This window comes from Nocardia sp. NPDC047038 (assembly GCF_040644075.1).
Taxonomy (GTDB): Bacteria; Actinomycetota; Actinomycetes; order Mycobacteriales; family Mycobacteriaceae; genus Nocardia; species Nocardia sichangensis.
On record NZ_JBEYVQ010000018.1, the window covers coordinates 1 to 15,548 of the forward strand.

The 15,548-nt window shown below is 66.4% G+C and carries 12 protein-coding genes and 2 tRNA genes; 2 read left to right on the forward strand and 12 right to left on the reverse strand.

Translation table 11 applies throughout. From position 1 onward, the window contains the following. Positions 1 to 480: 480 nt before the first annotated feature. The 9 genes from ABZ824_RS33745 to ABZ824_RS33785 all read right to left on the reverse strand — a co-directional run bounded on the left by ABZ824_RS33745 (position 481) and on the right by ABZ824_RS33785 (position 11,207). Positions 481 to 1,347: a hypothetical protein gene (locus ABZ824_RS33745; protein ID WP_356968228.1), complete on the reverse strand. Its 867-nt coding sequence runs from the start codon at positions 1,345 to 1,347 to the stop codon at positions 481 to 483. 83 nt (positions 1,348 to 1,430) lie between these two features. Further along, positions 1,431 to 3,551 carry a hypothetical protein gene (locus ABZ824_RS33750; RefSeq protein ID WP_356968230.1) on the reverse strand — a complete coding sequence of 707 codons (2,121 nt, stop codon included), beginning with the start codon at positions 3,549 to 3,551 and terminating at the stop codon, positions 1,431 to 1,433. A gap of 341 nt (positions 3,552 to 3,892) precedes the next feature. Continuing rightward, positions 3,893 to 6,412: an ATP-binding protein gene (locus ABZ824_RS33755; RefSeq protein ID WP_356968232.1), complete on the reverse strand. Its 2,520-nt coding sequence runs from the start codon at positions 6,410 to 6,412 to the stop codon at positions 3,893 to 3,895. Next, complete coding sequence (locus ABZ824_RS33760; protein ID WP_356968234.1) at positions 6,412 to 6,948, reverse strand: hypothetical protein; 537 nt, start codon at positions 6,946 to 6,948, stop codon at positions 6,412 to 6,414. The genes ABZ824_RS33755 and ABZ824_RS33760 overlap by 1 nt, the downstream gene beginning before the upstream one ends. Positions 6,949 to 6,962: 14 nt before the next feature. After that, a complete protein-coding gene (locus ABZ824_RS33765) occupies positions 6,963 to 7,223 on the reverse strand; it encodes a hypothetical protein (protein ID WP_039796594.1) in 261 nt (86 codons plus the stop codon). A 16-nt stretch (positions 7,224 to 7,239) separates the two neighbouring features. After that, positions 7,240 to 8,244 carry a conjugal transfer protein gene (locus ABZ824_RS33770; protein ID WP_356968235.1) on the reverse strand — a complete coding sequence of 335 codons (1,005 nt, stop codon included), beginning with the start codon at positions 8,242 to 8,244 and terminating at the stop codon, positions 7,240 to 7,242. 68 nt (positions 8,245 to 8,312) lie between these two features. Next, positions 8,313 to 9,437: a GAF domain-containing protein gene (locus ABZ824_RS33775; RefSeq protein WP_356968237.1), complete on the reverse strand. Its 1,125-nt coding sequence runs from the start codon at positions 9,435 to 9,437 to the stop codon at positions 8,313 to 8,315. A 373-nt stretch (positions 9,438 to 9,810) separates the two neighbouring features. Continuing rightward, positions 9,811 to 10,704, reverse strand: a complete 894-nt coding sequence (locus tag ABZ824_RS33780; RefSeq protein ID WP_356968239.1) for an ROK family protein — start codon at positions 10,702 to 10,704, stop codon at positions 9,811 to 9,813. 50 nt (positions 10,705 to 10,754) lie between these two features. Then, the gene (locus ABZ824_RS33785; protein ID WP_356968241.1) at positions 10,755 to 11,207 is read right to left on the reverse strand and encodes a hypothetical protein; all 453 of its coding nucleotides are present in this window, start codon (positions 11,205 to 11,207) and stop codon (positions 10,755 to 10,757) included. Between the two features lie 266 nt (positions 11,208 to 11,473). On the opposite strand from ABZ824_RS33785, the gene ABZ824_RS33790 reads away from it, so the two are divergent. Continuing rightward, positions 11,474 to 12,190, forward strand: a complete 717-nt coding sequence (locus ABZ824_RS33790; RefSeq protein ID WP_356968242.1) for a MerR family transcriptional regulator — start codon at positions 11,474 to 11,476, stop codon at positions 12,188 to 12,190. A gap of 379 nt (positions 12,191 to 12,569) precedes the next feature. Here the strand turns inward: ABZ824_RS33790 and ABZ824_RS33795 are convergent. Then, a tRNA-Pro gene (locus ABZ824_RS33795) sits at positions 12,570 to 12,646 on the reverse strand. Between the two features lie 47 nt (positions 12,647 to 12,693). Further along, positions 12,694 to 12,767 (reverse strand) — tRNA-Gly (locus tag ABZ824_RS33800). A gap of 990 nt (positions 12,768 to 13,757) precedes the next feature. Between ABZ824_RS33800 and ABZ824_RS33805 the strand changes: the two genes are divergently transcribed. Next, complete coding sequence (locus ABZ824_RS33805) at positions 13,758 to 14,708, forward strand: GGDEF domain-containing protein (protein ID WP_355075952.1); 951 nt, start codon at positions 13,758 to 13,760, stop codon at positions 14,706 to 14,708. Between the two features lie 15 nt (positions 14,709 to 14,723). Here ABZ824_RS33805 and ABZ824_RS33810 read toward each other — a convergent pair whose 3' ends face one another. After that, entirely contained in the window at positions 14,724 to 15,536 is an 813-nt protein-coding gene (locus ABZ824_RS33810) for a DNA-formamidopyrimidine glycosylase family protein (RefSeq protein WP_356968244.1), read from the reverse strand. Between the last annotated feature and the right edge of the window lie 12 nt (positions 15,537 to 15,548).

Sequence of the window (15,548 nt, forward strand, 5' to 3'; positions counted from 1 at the left end):
ATCCCCGCCATCGGCGCCATACCCGCCACCAACTCCGGATCCACCAACGGCTCCGGCTCCGGCTCAGGCTCCCGACCCCCACCACCCGGCGGCGCAGACTCCACCCGCGGAGCCACCACACCACCCGGCGCACCCTCAACCGGCTGCCCCGGCTGCTGACCAGGCACACCCCCCTGCTGACCAGGCACAGCATGACCCGGAACAGGCGGACCGGACGAACCCGGGCTCGCCTGCGTCGGACCCGCGTGACCGGGATCGCCTGCTCCATTCGGCTGACCAGGCCCCGACTGGCCCGGCCCTGGAGCGCCGGACTGCCCCTGCCCAGGCGACGGGCTGCCAGGCTGCCCCGGCACCCCGCCTGGCCGTGGCCGCTGCTGATCCGGCCGGGTCGACCATGGCGTCACCGGCCCCGGCGGTGCCTCGGGCTCCTCGCCGGTCTCGATCTGGGGCTCTACTTCTGTTGGCGGCATCGCTTACTCATCACATTCCACTGCCGAGCACTCGCTTCACCCGCACGTCGTCCGCACTGGGTATAACCCGTTCCACCAAGCCGCCGCTCGACGAATCGACGGTGACGAGCGTGGTGCCGCCGACCGCGATCCCCACTTCGGTCGGCGCATTGTTCCGGTAGTTCCAGAAGACCAGATCACCCGCCGATACGGCCGAGAGGTCCACCCGCTGACCGCAGGCACCCTGCGCCGCCACGGTATTCGGCAGTACGACGACCGAGGCGCCCGAACTGTCGGATTGTCCGCACGCTCGCCGAACCGAACTGTCCGGCGGGCGTGCGACGTCCGGCGACGGCGCGCCGACGGGCGCGGTGAGTGAGCACTGCGCCGTCGACTGCGCGGCGGAGGCTCGGTAGATCACCGTTCTGGTGAGCTCGGCGGCATCCATCCGCGCACCGGCACTGCTCTCCGCTCCGCTCGACGCGCCTCGCGACAGCGCGAGCGCCAGTTGACGCGCGCAATCGGCGCCGACTCCCGAGCCCACCGTCAGCAACGGCGCGTTCTGATACGGCGCGTCTTTCAGCGCCGTCGCACAGGCACGCTGCCAGTCGGACGCGCCGGTGTCGTCCGGGGCGATGGTCAGTTCCGCGTACGGGTTGGTGGTGGGAACGGTGGTCACCCCACCCGTCGGCGCGCTGTGCGCCGTCGGCCGCGCCACCGCCGAGGCGCGACTCGCGGTCACCGTCAAAGAGGGGTCGGGCCCCACCGCACTGTCGCACTGGTAATGCAGGTCGGACGCGATCGACGATGTCGCGCCGCCGATGACCAGCACCAGGCCCATCATGAGCAGGAGCATGGCACCGACGCCCCCCAACACCACCCATACCCAGAGCGGCATCAATACGAGCGTCAGGAGACGACCGATCATCGTGTGCCTTTCTGTGATATTTGCACCACTGTTGTGCCCTCATCGAGGGGTGGTCAGCGGCCGCGGGGGTTTCTGAGGGGATTCAGAATCGCGTCCGGAATCTGAGGCAGCGGATGTGCGGGGTCCGGCTGTGGGAGCGAGACGGCACCCGTGATATTCCGGCCCGCCTGCCATTGGTCGGTTTGGGCAGCTTTGTCGATTTCGGAACGCAGTACTCGGACCCGATCGAAGTCGTTGGGATCTTGGGCCACCCAGTTGGTGGCCGCCTGGACCCGCAGGGCATGCTCGTTGGCGATCCAGCTCCTCAACCGGTCCGCTTCGGTTTGATTCAGGTCCCGGCCATTGATCCGCAGCCGCGCGGCGGAACCGCCCGTGACCGGCCCCTCTGCATGGGCCTGCAATGCATCGATCCACGCCTTGTTCGGATTGTCGATGTAATCTCTGCCGAGCTGGGCCAGCTCTTCCGAAATATGCACTCCGCCCCCATAATCACCCCGATACCGATCGACGCTGGCCTCCAACCCATGGAACCTGGCCATCATCATTCTCGGATTCGTATGGAAGTCCCGCTCGAAGTGCTTATGCGCGGCGACGACCCGGCCGAGGTGCTTCGACGCGAGCGGCTCGTCGTCTGCGTGGCGGATGATATCCGCTCGTGCGATGGTCGCCCGTTGCCCTCTCCCCCAGCTGATGCCGGCCATCCGGAGGGCGTACTGCACGCTGCCCATCATGCCTGTCGTATGCGCGACATTCTCCGCCGCGAAGGCGGCGGCTCTTTCACTGTTGCGGCGCGCCCCGGACCTCGTTATTCCTTGTCGCGCGAAATCGGCGGCGGATACCCGGTCGTATGCGGAACCGTGCGCGGCCATTCGAAGGTCCCGCGAACTCAGGCCCCTCGCCTTATTCTTCTTGTCGGCATGATCTACCCGCGAGAAGGGACTCAGCGGGTTGAGACGGCCCGCGAACATCCATGCCGTGACCGGCGAGCTGTTGATGGTGCTGACCGCGCCGAGCATCGCCAGCGGGCTCAACGAGTTGGCCGCGCCGGAGTTACCCATACCCAAGCCCATACCCAGTGCGGAGCCGCCACCCCCGCCGCCCCCTGACGATCCGCCACTTTGTATCGCCGCTCCGATACGGTTGGTCACCCAGTCGTTGGCCTCGTCGATATTCCGGCTCAGACGCCGCACCTGAATGATGGCGATGATCTCGACGCCCGCCCCGATGACGAACACCACCATGATCTGACCGTTCGCCGCTCGGAACAGGCTGCCCAGCAACAGCTCGTATACGCCGAGGGCAATGACGAAGAAGCCCATCTTTCCGGCTGAAATGAATCCGTGCACGACGCAGCGCACAGTGAACGTCTGCGTCGGACCGTAGATGAATCCCCCCGCGGCGAATCCGAAGATCGACGCGAATCCGTAGTAGATGAGGTCGAGCGCGGCCCACATGATCTTGATGGACAAATACGCGGCGAAGGCCAAGAGGATGACCGCGCACAGCAACAGCAGCAGTCCGGCTCCGATCTGACCGACGCCCGGATTCCCCATCGCGGCATACGCGGCGCCGTCGCCGCATGATCTCATGCCGTTGCGCACCCGGTCTTCGCTGCCCGCCGTCATGCCCGCCGACCACGCGGCCCGGCAGGACGGGTTGCTGTCCACGACGTGCCCGGTGTTCCACACCTGCAACGGCAATCGCACGAAGTTGTCCGTCATGGTCGCTCCTAGCGTGGCGACCAACTGGTTCGGATTAGGATTGCTGTTCCCGTTCAGACCCGCCGCGACCGAGAGTCCCAAGTCGCGCCCTTGCACCAGCAGACCGTGGTCGGACAATGCCTCGGACAACGGGTTCGCCAGGAAGAACACACCGGCGATCGCGAAGACGATCATCGTCGCGACCTGCGTAACGGCCTTGGCGTACAGAGCGCGAACGATGAAATAGCCTACGAAGAATGCACCGATCGCCAGCGCCGTCGATGCCATCAGGGGCGTCGCGATCTGCGCCGTCAGGTTGCGGGCCATCGCTTGCAGTGGCGCGCTGATCAGGTTCAGCCACTGGAAATCCAGCGCCTTGTTCGGAAGCCAGACCCCCGTGATCGACAAGAGCTGCCATACCGCGAACAACGGCATGAGGATGATCCACAGCGCGAAATTGCCCAGGTTCAGCACTCCGCCGCGATCGACCACCAGCATGTAGCTCGACGCATTGACTCCGTAGGAGTCCTTGACATTCATCCAGCTGGTCGCGGTGTTGGGTGCGGTTCCCTGAGTCGCGGTGCCCGGCTGGGCGATGGATACCGCGTGGACGAGGCCCGGGAAGACGAACAGCACGAAGAGGGCCAGGACGATCCACGCGGTTCGCCGACGACGACGCGACGCGGCGATCCAAGCCCGGAATCGCCGGAACACCATCTGCGGCCGCCAACGTTCCGCGTCCCAGAATTGCGGTTCCCAAGGCATCCCGAAGGAAGGCCGATCTACGCGAATGCCGGAGCCGAGCAAAGATCTCATCAGCGGAACTCCGTCAGCGCCGCACGCGCGCCGTTGGCGCTGGTCGGGGTGCTGGTGATCGCGGCGGCGCGATCCGGACGCGCCGGACCGAGCACCTTGCCGCGACCGATGCGGTTCAGCGCGTCACGCATGAACATCTCGCCACGACGCTCCTCGGGAATCTGACGACCGGGCCCAACCGGAGGCGAGGTCTCTTCGCGAAGGATCTGCAACAGGAAAGGCGCTTCCTCCAGATCGACGCCCAACCACTCCAAGCTGTTGCGCGCCAGCGTCTCGTCGCGCTGCCGGAAGACGAACCGGTTCGGGATGAGATTGTGCGCCGCGCCCTGGAAGTCGGTGGCCGGGTCGTGCGAGGCGAGCCCGATCGCGGCCAGGTGCTTACGGCCGTCACGACTGAAATCCGAAGTGACCGCCGAGCCGACCTGTGTCTGCGTGAAATGGTGGGCCTCGTCGCCGACCAACAGGCCGAACCTGCCGTTGTCGGAGAGGAACGCCTCCCGTGCCGCCACGCCGACCAGTTCGTACAGCGCCGTGCCGAGCCGTTTCGTCAGCGGCAACCTGTTGTACAGGTGCGGGGTGGTGAGTTCCTCGGCGCTCGGCAGTTGCAGGTGGTGACTGCGGACCACGGTCGCGGCGGCATCCAAGCGCAGCGGTCGCAGCTTGGGATCGAACAGCACCGGCACCCGCTCCACCACGGTGCCGAGCCGCGCCGCCAGATCGGCGTACTCCTCGCCTCGCTCGGGGTGCTCCCGCAAGCGGCGCACGACATGGAACAGATCGAGCAAACTCTTGATCTTGTGCTCGGCCATGCCTCGTGGTGACAGCAGATTGCTCGCCGCCGCGCCCGCACCGGAGGTCGGCGACAGATCCAGCAGCGGAAGGATCGAATCCAGTGCGCGTTCTCCCGCGATCCGCGGGCTGAACAATCGCAGCGGATCCAGGGACACCGTGGGATTCGCCAGGTCGATGATGACCGCGTCATCGATCGACCGCGCGAAATGCTCCCACTCGCCGACCTGACTGCGGTCGATGGCGAGGAACTGCCCGCCCATGTCGTGGACGAGCACCGCCATCAGCTTTAGGAAATATGACTTCCCCGAACCGAGTTCGCCGGTCACCGCGAAAGAGGCGGACAGGTCGTGCAGCGCCGCCTCCATGATGCCGAAGTGGATCGGCTCGAAATGGCCCGACAGCAGGTTCACCCCGATCACCGGCCCGCTGTCGTCGCCGATCTGACTGGTGGTGAACGGCACGAAACCGGACCACATGTCCGAGGGGACGATATGGGCGAAATCGTCGAAGGCGCGGCGCGGCGGGCTGCCGGGAATCAGCATCGACCACAGGTCGACCTGGGCGCCGACCGGCGCGGTCATATCGACCTGGAACCGCTTGTAGCGCCGCTTGAGCGTGTTGACCGCATCCATCGTGGCGTCCCGGGTCGGCCCGCCGATGGCGATGACCGTGGTGAACGAGACCTCCGATTCACCGCCGTTGACTTCGAAATGCTGGTTGTATTCACCGAGCATCTGTGCCTTCGACGCCAGCGTGTTCTGTGCGAACGAGATCTCCTGGTCCCGCTGGTCCATCTGCTCGCCGAGCCTGCGCAGGCTGAGCTCGTTGTTCTTGAGCACCTCGTCTGCGGGTTTGGTGGAGATCCGCATGCCCCAGTCCACGGTGACGTCGCCCAGTCCCTCCAGCACGTTGAGGAACTCGCTGCCGCCGGGAAACGTCATGCCCGCGTAGGGGAACGAGTGCGGCGTCAACATCGCCTGGTATGACGGGCGGTAATCGAAATCGGGCTGCACCACCTTGATCACGGGGACGAACGAGGGCCGGATACGCCGATTGCTGTCGGCCTGGGCCCCTTCGTCGAGCGCGGCAGACCGGAACACCGCCGCCGTCGCGTCGTCCAGCGCGCCGGCTCGGGTGGGCGCCACCGGGTCCCCGGCCGCACCGCGGGAGAGATAGTGCTCCCACAGCCATTGGAACAGGGCCGCGGGCACCGGCATCGGATCGAAGTCACCCCCGATCCTGGACAGGATCTCGTTCGCCTTGTCGTCGTATTCCTCCAGGTCGGCACGGGAGATCGCCGTCGCATCGACCGTCGTGGTGCTGCCGCGCCACAGGCGCGACAACGCGGACATGCTGGAGTTGCTGGCGCCGACCGGGATCGACAGCAGGAAGATGCGGGTCTGCGGCATGATCGCGTGCACCCGCTCGTAGGAGGCGACCACCTCGTCGGCGTAGTCCTCGCACTCGTCCAGGTCGACGCCCTCCACCATCTTGGTGAGCACATCGATCGTGTTCAGCCGCGCCTGGATGCCCAGCAGCAACGACCCGCTCGGCAGGTTGGTGACCAGCGCGTGGTGCGCCATCTTCACGTCGTACTTGTCGCCGGCCTTGCGCAATCCGTAGCCGAGCGGATTGATGAAGTAGGTCGCGGTCACCAGACCGGAATGGGTGAACTGAAGATTGCCGCGGATCGCCGCGGTGGGCTGTAGATCTCGTCCGAGTGCCATCAGGGGCGTCCTCCGGGAGCCGGGCTGTCGCCGTTACCATCGCCTTCGTCGTTGCCGCTCAGCCGCAGCCACAAGTCGGTGACTTTTCCGCCACCGCTCATCACCTCGAGCATCCGGACACCGGACTTCGGCTCGGCGGCCACACCCGCACCATCGGGGCGGTCGGGCAGTAAAAGAACCACGCTCTCCTCGACGAACACGGTGTGGCGCGCGGAGTCACCGGTGATCGGCATGCCGGAGGCGGACACCGGCTTGCGATAGACGATGAGCCTGCCGAGCCAGAAAGCACGCGAGATCATCCGGACGCCCGTGTACGGCACGAGCCCGAGCGCGAAGACCGCCAGGATGGTCAGCGCCAGACCCGTGATGAACGTGACGGCCGGGTTGAGCGGGAAAGTCATGGCGCACACCGACGTAACCGACAACGTCCCCACGCCGGCCGCGATCTGCGGCAGGGTATAAGGACCGAACGGAAGCTTCTGCCCGTTCTGAGCCTTGCCGATCATCGTGGGCACACGTTTGATCGGCGTGAACACCTTGATGACTTGGGTCATCGATAGCCACCGATAGGGTGATCGGGAACGATCAGGTTCGCGTCCGTGCGCGCGTAGTTGATGGTCGTGGGCAGAATCCAGATCACCACCCCGGCCATCAATCCCGATCCGAAGACGACGATGATCCGCGCCGGCGACAACCTCGATTTCGCTGCCTCGGAAATCACCACACCGATCGTCACGATGGCGATGATGATCATCCCGCCCCATCGGACAAAGATCAGGATGCCATAGAGGATGTTGCTGAGATTACCCATCGGGCTGCCTCTCGGATCAGTTCTGTGTCGCCGGCGGAATCGTCACCGTCGGCGAGGAAGACGAGGTGGAAGTGGGCGGCGCTCCGCCGCGGGAATCCTGACCGACGACTACCGCCAGCGGACTCGACAAGGCGGGAATCGGATCTATGGACACCACCTGCCACTGGCCCGCGTTGCGGATCATGGTGAGCGGGTAGGCCAGCGTCGCGGTCGCTCCCGTATCGGCTTTGGGGTTGACGGTGGCCAGCACTTGGGCTTTCGCGCCGCCGGAGCCGCAGCTCGAATCGTCCGTGGTGAGCGAGGTCAACTCGACGGCGGTGAAGGGCGGCGGTTTCAGCGCGGCCAGCCCGGCATCCGGAGTGATGTAGCGGGCCACGTCACCGTTCCCGGCCAGCATGGCACTCAGGAAACCGGCCGCGACCTGTCCGAGCGGAGTATCCGGCGCGCAGGGCGCACCGTAGGCCAGTTTGAGATCGACGCCTTTCGAAGGAGCCTGGACGAGGGCGGGCGTCGATAGCGCACGCAGCCGCCCGTCGGATACCGAGACCGCGACGCGGTAGAACTGCCGCTGATCCGGCGCGGTCGCTGCGCCGACTTTGCCGACCCGGACCGACACCGTCACCGACCAGACTTCGAGCCCGCCCGCCGAGAGCGCGCGCGATACATAGACGACCGAGGGGTCGGAGACTTGGCGCGCTGACGAAGGCAACGTGATCTGCTGATTGGAACCGACGTATTCGCCGATCCGGTCCTGTTGTCCCGCAATGGCGCTGAGGTAGGCGACGACGAACTGCTCGGCGTAAGAACCGGCCAATTGCGCATGCCCGACGATTGCCGTCGTCGAATCATCCGACGGTGCGGGTGGACCGGAGTCGAAGACACTGAGAATCGCGTGACCGCCGCCGAGTACGGCGAGAACGGCGAGCACCGCGACCACAATGTTGTCGCGACGGCGGCGGGCGGCCATCCGGCGAAGCAGTGCCTCACCCGAATCTGCCGACTCACGAACGCCTGTCCTCACTCCCGAAATGGTAGAGAGCACAGGCGTTGTTAACCGGCCGGTAGTTCCCACTCGTGGGAACTAAACTGTCAGCAGGCCGGGTTGCTTTTCATCCTGCCCGCGAGCCAATGACGCAATTGTTCGTCGTAGCCGATCGGCGCGTTGCGCTGCCGCGGTTCCAGCACCTGGCGATGGGTTTCCAGCAACGGAACGTCGTCGGCGGCACGGACCAGCTGGGCGATCGCCAGCTGTCTGCTGGAGTACCCCGGATAGGGATAGAGGAGCAGCGATGTGGGCGTGTAGCCGCCGCCGTAGTTGAGTACTCGCAACGTCACACCGCAGCTGTCGCCCGACCGCAGCCGTTCGCCGAGCTCCGCCAGCCGGGGACGGTCGTCCGGATGGAAGACGTCGACCGGACGGAAGAGGTAGTCCCACCGCACCCACGGCGCGGGATCGGTGAGCCAGTGCGAGATGCTGGTGTGCTCGAGCTGGACCACGGCCAGATGCGTACCCGCCCGGCGATGCGCCTCCCGCAATCCGATTCGTTCCAAGGTCGGCCACGCCGCAGGCGCGTTCTCCGAGGTCACGTCCTCGATCAGCCACCAAGCGCCGCGCGTGCGGTCGTCGTCGCGGGCACGAATGGTGATCCGCCATTGGGCCGGGCGCCCGAATCCGTGTATCACGGTAGTGTCGAATTGCATTCGCTCACCGGGCTTGGGGTCGTAGAGCAGATCGAGCATCTCGGCGTGCCGGTCGAAACTCGATACCCGGTGGAACAGTTCCGCGATCGACATCCTAGGGACGTACTCTTCGGCGGTACTGCCGGACAGCCGCGTGATGCCACTCGGTTGCTGAATGGTCTGACTGCTCAGGTCCCAGATGGCGCCCACCGCCGGGCGCAGCGGAGGCACCCGCTCGGACGCGGGGCCCAGCCACAGTCGCACCGCGTGCACGTCGCCCGCCGGACCGAAGATCGGGCGGATGAGCAATTGGTGCCGCCCCGCCCGCGTCTGAATGGCGAGGTCGACATCCTGCGCCTGATCGTGCGCGGTCTGGATCGCCTCCGTCAGCCCTGCGGTCGTGAGTTTGTCGTACAACGCCGGTGTTTTGGACAGGGTTCGCTGCAGCACCCGCTGCCAGCTCGCGAACTCACGCGGTGCATCCCCCACCGACGCCACGGACATGCCGTCCGGCGTCAACGTCTCGATCGTCACCCATGGAATCACTGCGCCACTTCGCTTCGCACTTGCCCGACCAGCCGTTCCTCCGGGTCCGCCAACCCGGATGAGACATTGTGACTCAGGCAATGTACCGTTATTTAGCGGCGCAATCAACTCCGTGACATCGCCGCCCGTTCTCATGAAGTCTCCACCATGTTCACGAAGCACGCGCAGCCGTGTTCATTTTGTTCACGTCCGGTTCGGGAGAACCCTCCTTCCACCGGCGCGCAGCCCAACGGCACATCCGCCGCAAACTGATCCACAAGATCAACGGAAGCCGTCGACCGCAGCCGACGGCATTCCCTCGGCAATCCATGCGCGGCTTGAATTCGCTCGCGCGCAGGGCATTACACCACCGCGCGATCGATCAGGCATTCCTTCCGGACAGCGCCAGCACGCCCGCGCCCATGATCGTCGCGATGTCTCCCAGCTGCGAGGGAAGCACCCGCAATCCGGGCAGAAAGCTCAGCCTGGCATGCGTGGCGACCGCCTCGCCGAGTGGTTTCCACAGCGCGGGCCCTGCGGCGGCGAGCGAGCCGCCGAGCACGACGAGGTCGAGATCGAGCAGTGCCGCCGTGGAGGCGATCGCTCGGCCGAGCGCCGTTCCGGCTCGGCCGAGCGCCGCGGCGGGAATGTCCTCGCCCACGCGGGCGGCGTCCAGCAGTTCCTGCACCGACGCGCCCGCCCAGCCCTGCTCCCGCGCCCAGCGCACCACGGCCAGGCCACCGGCGACCGCCTCCAGGCAACCGCGGCCGCCACACGAGCACCGCTCGTCGAAGCCGGGAACCAGGACATGACCTATGTGCCCCGCGTTGCCGGTACGCCCCACCAACACGAAGCCGCCGACGACCACCCCGCCGGTGATGCGATCGGAGACGTTGAGCGCCAGACTGTCCATCACTTCGCTCGTCGCGCCGAAACCTCGCTCCGCCAGCGCCAGGCAGACGCCGTCCAGCGCGAGCGGAACCTGCGCCTTCGGAAACAACTTCCGCGCGGCTTGAACGATGCCGAAACCGGCTCGCCATTCCGGCACCTCGGAAGGAGCGATCACCCCCGCTGCCATGTCGATCGGCCCGGCCGAAGCGATGCCGAGTGCGGTGACCTCGCCACCGCCCGCGACCTCGAGCAGCAGCTCCTGGCATTTATCCCAGGCGCCCGTCACCGGGATCGGGATCCGCCGGACGTCGTCGGTGTCGACATCGTCCGCGACCCGGGTCGCCGCGAAGCCCGACGACCCGATCTCCAATGCCAGCACTGTCATGAGTTACGCACCACCGAAGGACTCGACGCGAAAAGCTGCACGCAGCATAGTCACAGACCGTCGGTGCCGGTCGGCTTCAGGGGCTGCCCGAGCACGATGTGCCGACGGGGTGCGGGAAGAGTGGATACGGTACGCAGCGGACGCGGCCCGGTGCGAATGATGCGCATAGGGCGCTTGTGGTCGATCGGCGCGGCGCGGTGCCGGTCCAGGTTCTCGATGACGCTGCCGGAGTTGTCATAGGCGACGCCGGCCCAGATCATCGCGCGGGGACCGTCACCGCGGGTGGTCAGCGTCTGCGCCAGTTGGCGGCACTGCGTGAGCAGCGGGCAACTCTGGCAGGTGCGCACCGCCGCTCGCCAGGCATCCGGATTCCCGCTGTCCATGTCCCAGTTGTCCGGGACGTCGGCGCACGGGGGCCGCTGGTTCGACTTTGCCGGAATCGACGAGATCTTTGCTGACGCAATGGATCCCGTGTCCATCGGAAGGGTTCGCGTAATGCTCATAGCCATCTCCGGGGATGCCGAGCACACACCTCTGGCAGGTGCGTGGCCCATGGATCGGACGTCATCAGGGCTGCTCAACAGTCCCCGGAACCCAGCCGCGATAAGCTGGTCTACGCACGGTAGCCCACTGTTGCCCAGCACACAACCTTTTGTACCGCTATGTAACGGCTCGTTGACCTTCAAGCAACACCCAGCTACCGTCTTTAACGGCACGTTATGAAACGGACCGTTTTCCACGGGGGCCCGACTATGGTTTCCTTTTAAACATGGCTGCAGACTCTGAATTCACGATCGACGAACTGGCACGGGCAGCCGACACCACCGTGCGCAGCGTCCGCGTGTACCACGAGCGAGGCCTGCTGCCCTCGCCGGAGGTGCGCGGGCGGATCGGGTACTACGGGTCGGACCACCTCAACCGGCTGCAAACGATCAGCCGCTTGCTGGGGCGGGGCATGAAGCTGAACGGGATCAGGGAACTGCTCGAAGCCTGGGACCGTGGCGACGGACTCGCCGATGTACTCGGAGTGAAGAGTCAGAACGCAGCCGAAGCAGACCCGGAAGCCACCACCGAGCCACAGGACAGCTACGCGGAGTTGCCGGACTACGCGAAGCAGGCGCTGGCCTCCAGCGAGGACCCGCTCGAGGCGTATCGGGTCACGAATCCACGATGCTGCGATCTGGCCACCCGGCTGCACGACACCGGGCTGCCTATGCAGGACACGTTCCAATTGGTCGAACGTCTGCGCGCCGACTGCGATCGCATCGCCGACCGCTTCGCCACCGAGTTGTTCTACCGGCTGGCCGGGCAGACCTACGAGGAATCCGCACGAACCCCGCGGGATCGCACGAAACTGGAGACCGATCTGGCGATCGCCCGGTTGATCGTCACCCGCGCCACGTCGGAACTGATCGATCAGGCGTTCGCCCGGCACTCCGAGTTGCCGCCGGTGGTCGCCAGCCCGCAGCGGCAAGCCGAACAGTGACGGCGCGGGCCGCGAACCGACCGTTCTCTTATTTCCATCCGGCGCTGTCGAATACTTAAGTAGACAAAATCGTTCGAGTCTTTCGAGCGCTGCGCCGATGACGGCGACCCGAATGTCTCGTATCCCGATCTCGCGCGTCGAACGCGACGGCCGGCGAATCGTCGAACTCGGCTACTCAGGACCGATGCCGAAGGGTTGCCACGGGGTGTCCGGCGACCGCGGCCGCAGACGGAAGTCTCCGCGCCTTCCCCATGGCCGCCGTCGCGCACGGGCGAAACCCGCTGGGATACGTAGGTATACCGATCCGATGATCGAAGACGGCGCGGCGGCGGTACCGCCTGCCGATCGAGATCCGAGCACGAACCTCACCCCCGAACGATGGTCGGGGTGACAGGATTTGAACCTGCGACCCTCCGCTCCCAAAGCGGATGCGCTACCAAGCTGCGCTACACCCCGTGGCCCTCGCGGCGACGCGGCGGCCGCCGACGAGGATGAATGCTCCGTGGAGCGGGTGACGGGAATCGAACCCGCACCATCAGCTTGGAAGGCTGAGGTTCTACCATTGAACTACACCCGCAGGCATACGACACCGATGGGATCGCCACGATGTCGTGTGCGATCCGACTGTACCGAACCAGGCTTCCGAAACGCCAATCAGCCCCCCGCGCAGCGCGATCTCGCAGGTTGCCCGCCGTAGCGCTCCAGGGTTGCCGCGTCCAGTGTCGCACGGCGGGCGCGCGGGCACGCGGCAGCGCGCGCCGGAAATTTTTAAAGGTGATTTTTCATTGAAACTCTGGCGTGTCGGATTCCGGTGGGCGAAACTCAGATGACACAGATGTCACGCCAGGAACTTCGCTCGAGGGAATTCCGATGAGGACCGCACGACTCGCTGTCACAACCGCCGCGCGCGGCGTGTCGCGCAGCCACGGCCACGACACCGAGCAGGGTTCCGGGCGCTCTGCGCCGAGAAGTCTTTCCGGCGAACCCTCGGCCGATCGCACGGCAACCCGCTGGCCGGGAGAGCGGGATGACACCGACATCGCGCCACTGGGCGGCGAGCGGTACCCGAGCCGGTTCGGCCCGAGGACCGCGAGCAGGCGCCAACCTCGAGCACGCCAGGAACAACCATTCGCAACTCGACAGGGAAGACGAGGACGTCGCGTGCGAGAACAGATTCTCGTGAAGCAAGCGGCGCGTGGACGGTCCGGACCGCCCCCGTGGCTCACGCACCACTCTCCGCACACCTCGTACAGCGTGTCGCCAGCGCGTCGCGCCGCGATTTTGCAGCGAACGGGAATCCGGTGTAACACCAACTCGACGGGAACGATCACATACCCGATCGCCATTCGCCAGGCGTCGAGAACACGTTGCAAATCGCCGCTTTTCGATGCCGAGTGGCTTGCTAGGATCCTTTTTGCCGGACGGGGGTATCTGGAAAGGGGGCGGTGAACGTGCGCCGAACCAGGTGGACGCAACCGCGTAGCAGTGGGAACGATCAGGGTGACGCCGGCGCCTGTGTGACTACAGGGCACCTGGGTACCGACGTCGCTCACACCGGGTGAGTCCGATGTCGACCGACATCGAGCCCCCGGTAGCCGCTATGGCCCGAGCATGGGCCCGTGCGGTCTGCGCCGAGCCCGGTTCGGGCGCGGCGCCCCAGCAGTTGGAACCGGTGCTGATCGAGATCGTCGAGCGCCTGCTCACACTCGCGCGATGCGAGCCGTTCCCGGTTCCGGAAGCACGCATGCTCGGGGCCCGGCTCGCCGATGCGCCGTTCGACCGGATCCGGATGCTGGCGCAGGCCACGCGCTGGCTGCTCGGCTTCCCGTCCGGCACGCCCGGCTCCCTGGTGGCCACACGCTGGCCGTTCATCGCCAGTCAGGCCATCGACAGTTACGCCCAGGCGCTTCAGGAGCGCGCTCTCGCGCAACAGGAACAGAACCTGTCGGCCAAGGTGTCGCTGCGCGTGCAGGAGATCGCCGCGCTGCAGCACCGGTTGCGCCACGAGGCCACCCACGACGCGCTGACCGATCTGGCCAACCGGACGCTGCTGCAGGACAAGGTGCGCCTGATGGCCACCGACCCGACGCGCGGCGTCGGGTTGCTGCTGATCGACCTGGACCGGTTCAAGCAGATCAACGACGGGTACGGGCATGCGATCGGTGACGAAGTGCTGGTCGAACTGGCCGGCAGACTGCGCGAAGTGTGCCCGCCGGACACGGTGATCTGCCGGTACGGCGGTGACGAGTTCGTGCTCGCGACCAACCCCCACCACAACAACCTCGGTGACCTCGCGCATCGGATCGTGGCCGCGCTGCGTGACCCGGTCTGGTCGTCGGCCGGGCCCGTTCCGGTGTCGGCCAGCGTGGGCACCGCCTACAACCCGCCGGGCAGCCCGCTCGATTTCACCGATCTGCTGCGCCGCGCCGATCGCGCGATGTACTCCGCGAAGACGGCCGGTGGGCGCCGCTTCGCCCTCGCGGACGAGCCGGACATCGACACCGCCGTGGCCGGCTGACCCGGCCGATCCGGGTCAGCCGGGTTGACAGGTGGGGCACCAGAAGAGATTCCGCGCCTGCATCACCTGATGGGCGATCGGCGTCTCGCACAGACGGCACGGGGCGCCTTGGCGGCGGTAGACATAGGTGCGCGGGCGATCCGGGGCATACGAGGGCTCGCCGTGATCGTGTTCGGGCCGCACCACGACCATCTTCCCGACGCGCACCCCTACCCGCATGAGCGCGACCAGATCGGACCACATGTCCGCCCATTCGCCCGCGGACAGCTCCGTACCCGGACGATGCGGGGAGATCCCATGGCGGAACAGCAATTCCGCGCGATAGACGTTGCCGACCCCCGCGACCACCTGCTGGTCCATCAGCAGCGCGCCGATCGGCCTGCGGGAACGATGGATGCGCTGCCACGCCCGGTCCGGATCGGCGCCGCGCCGCAGCGGATCAGGACCGAGCCGATCGGTGAGCGCCGTCACCTCCGGCGGAAGCAGGATCTCGCACGCGGCAGGCCCGCGCAGGTCGGTGCCGAAGCCCGGCTGCCCGCCCGGTTCCCCGGACAAGCGCATCCGGACCTGCCCGACCGGCTCCCCCATCGGCAACGCGGATTCGGTGAACGTGCCGTACAGGCCGAGATGCACGTGCACCACAAGGCCCGAGTCGTAGTGGTGCAGGAGGTGTTTGCCCCACGCCTCGGATTTCGTCAGCACCTGCCCGTCCACGCGGGCAGCGCCCGCGGCGAACTTGCCTTGCGGGCTCGATACGCGCACCACACCGCCCGCGAGGCGACGCTGATGCAGCCGCGCGAGGCGGTGCAGCGTATGTCCTTCCGGCACAGCCGGTTACGA

Bases quoted from the DNA above. Each gene is read 5' to 3' on its own strand.
- ABZ824_RS33745 (WP_356968228.1), bottom strand. From the start codon at position 1,347: ATGCCGCTCTGGGTATGGGTGGTGTTGGGGGGCGTCGGTGCCATGCTC.
- ABZ824_RS33755 (WP_356968232.1), bottom strand. From the start codon at position 6,412: ATGGCACTCGGACGAGATCTACAGCCCACCGCGGCGATCCGCGGCAAT.
- ABZ824_RS33765 (WP_039796594.1), bottom strand. From the start codon at position 7,223: ATGGGTAATCTCAGCAACATCCTCTATGGCATCCTGATCTTTGTCCGA.
- ABZ824_RS33780 (WP_356968239.1), bottom strand. From the start codon at position 10,704: ATGACAGTGCTGGCATTGGAGATCGGGTCGTCGGGCTTCGCGGCGACC.
- ABZ824_RS33785 (WP_356968241.1), bottom strand. From the start codon at position 11,207: ATGAGCATTACGCGAACCCTTCCGATGGACACGGGATCCATTGCGTCA.
- ABZ824_RS33790 (WP_356968242.1), top strand. From the start codon at position 11,474: ATGGCTGCAGACTCTGAATTCACGATCGACGAACTGGCACGGGCAGCC.
- ABZ824_RS33805 (WP_355075952.1), top strand. From the start codon at position 13,758: ATGTCGACCGACATCGAGCCCCCGGTAGCCGCTATGGCCCGAGCATGG.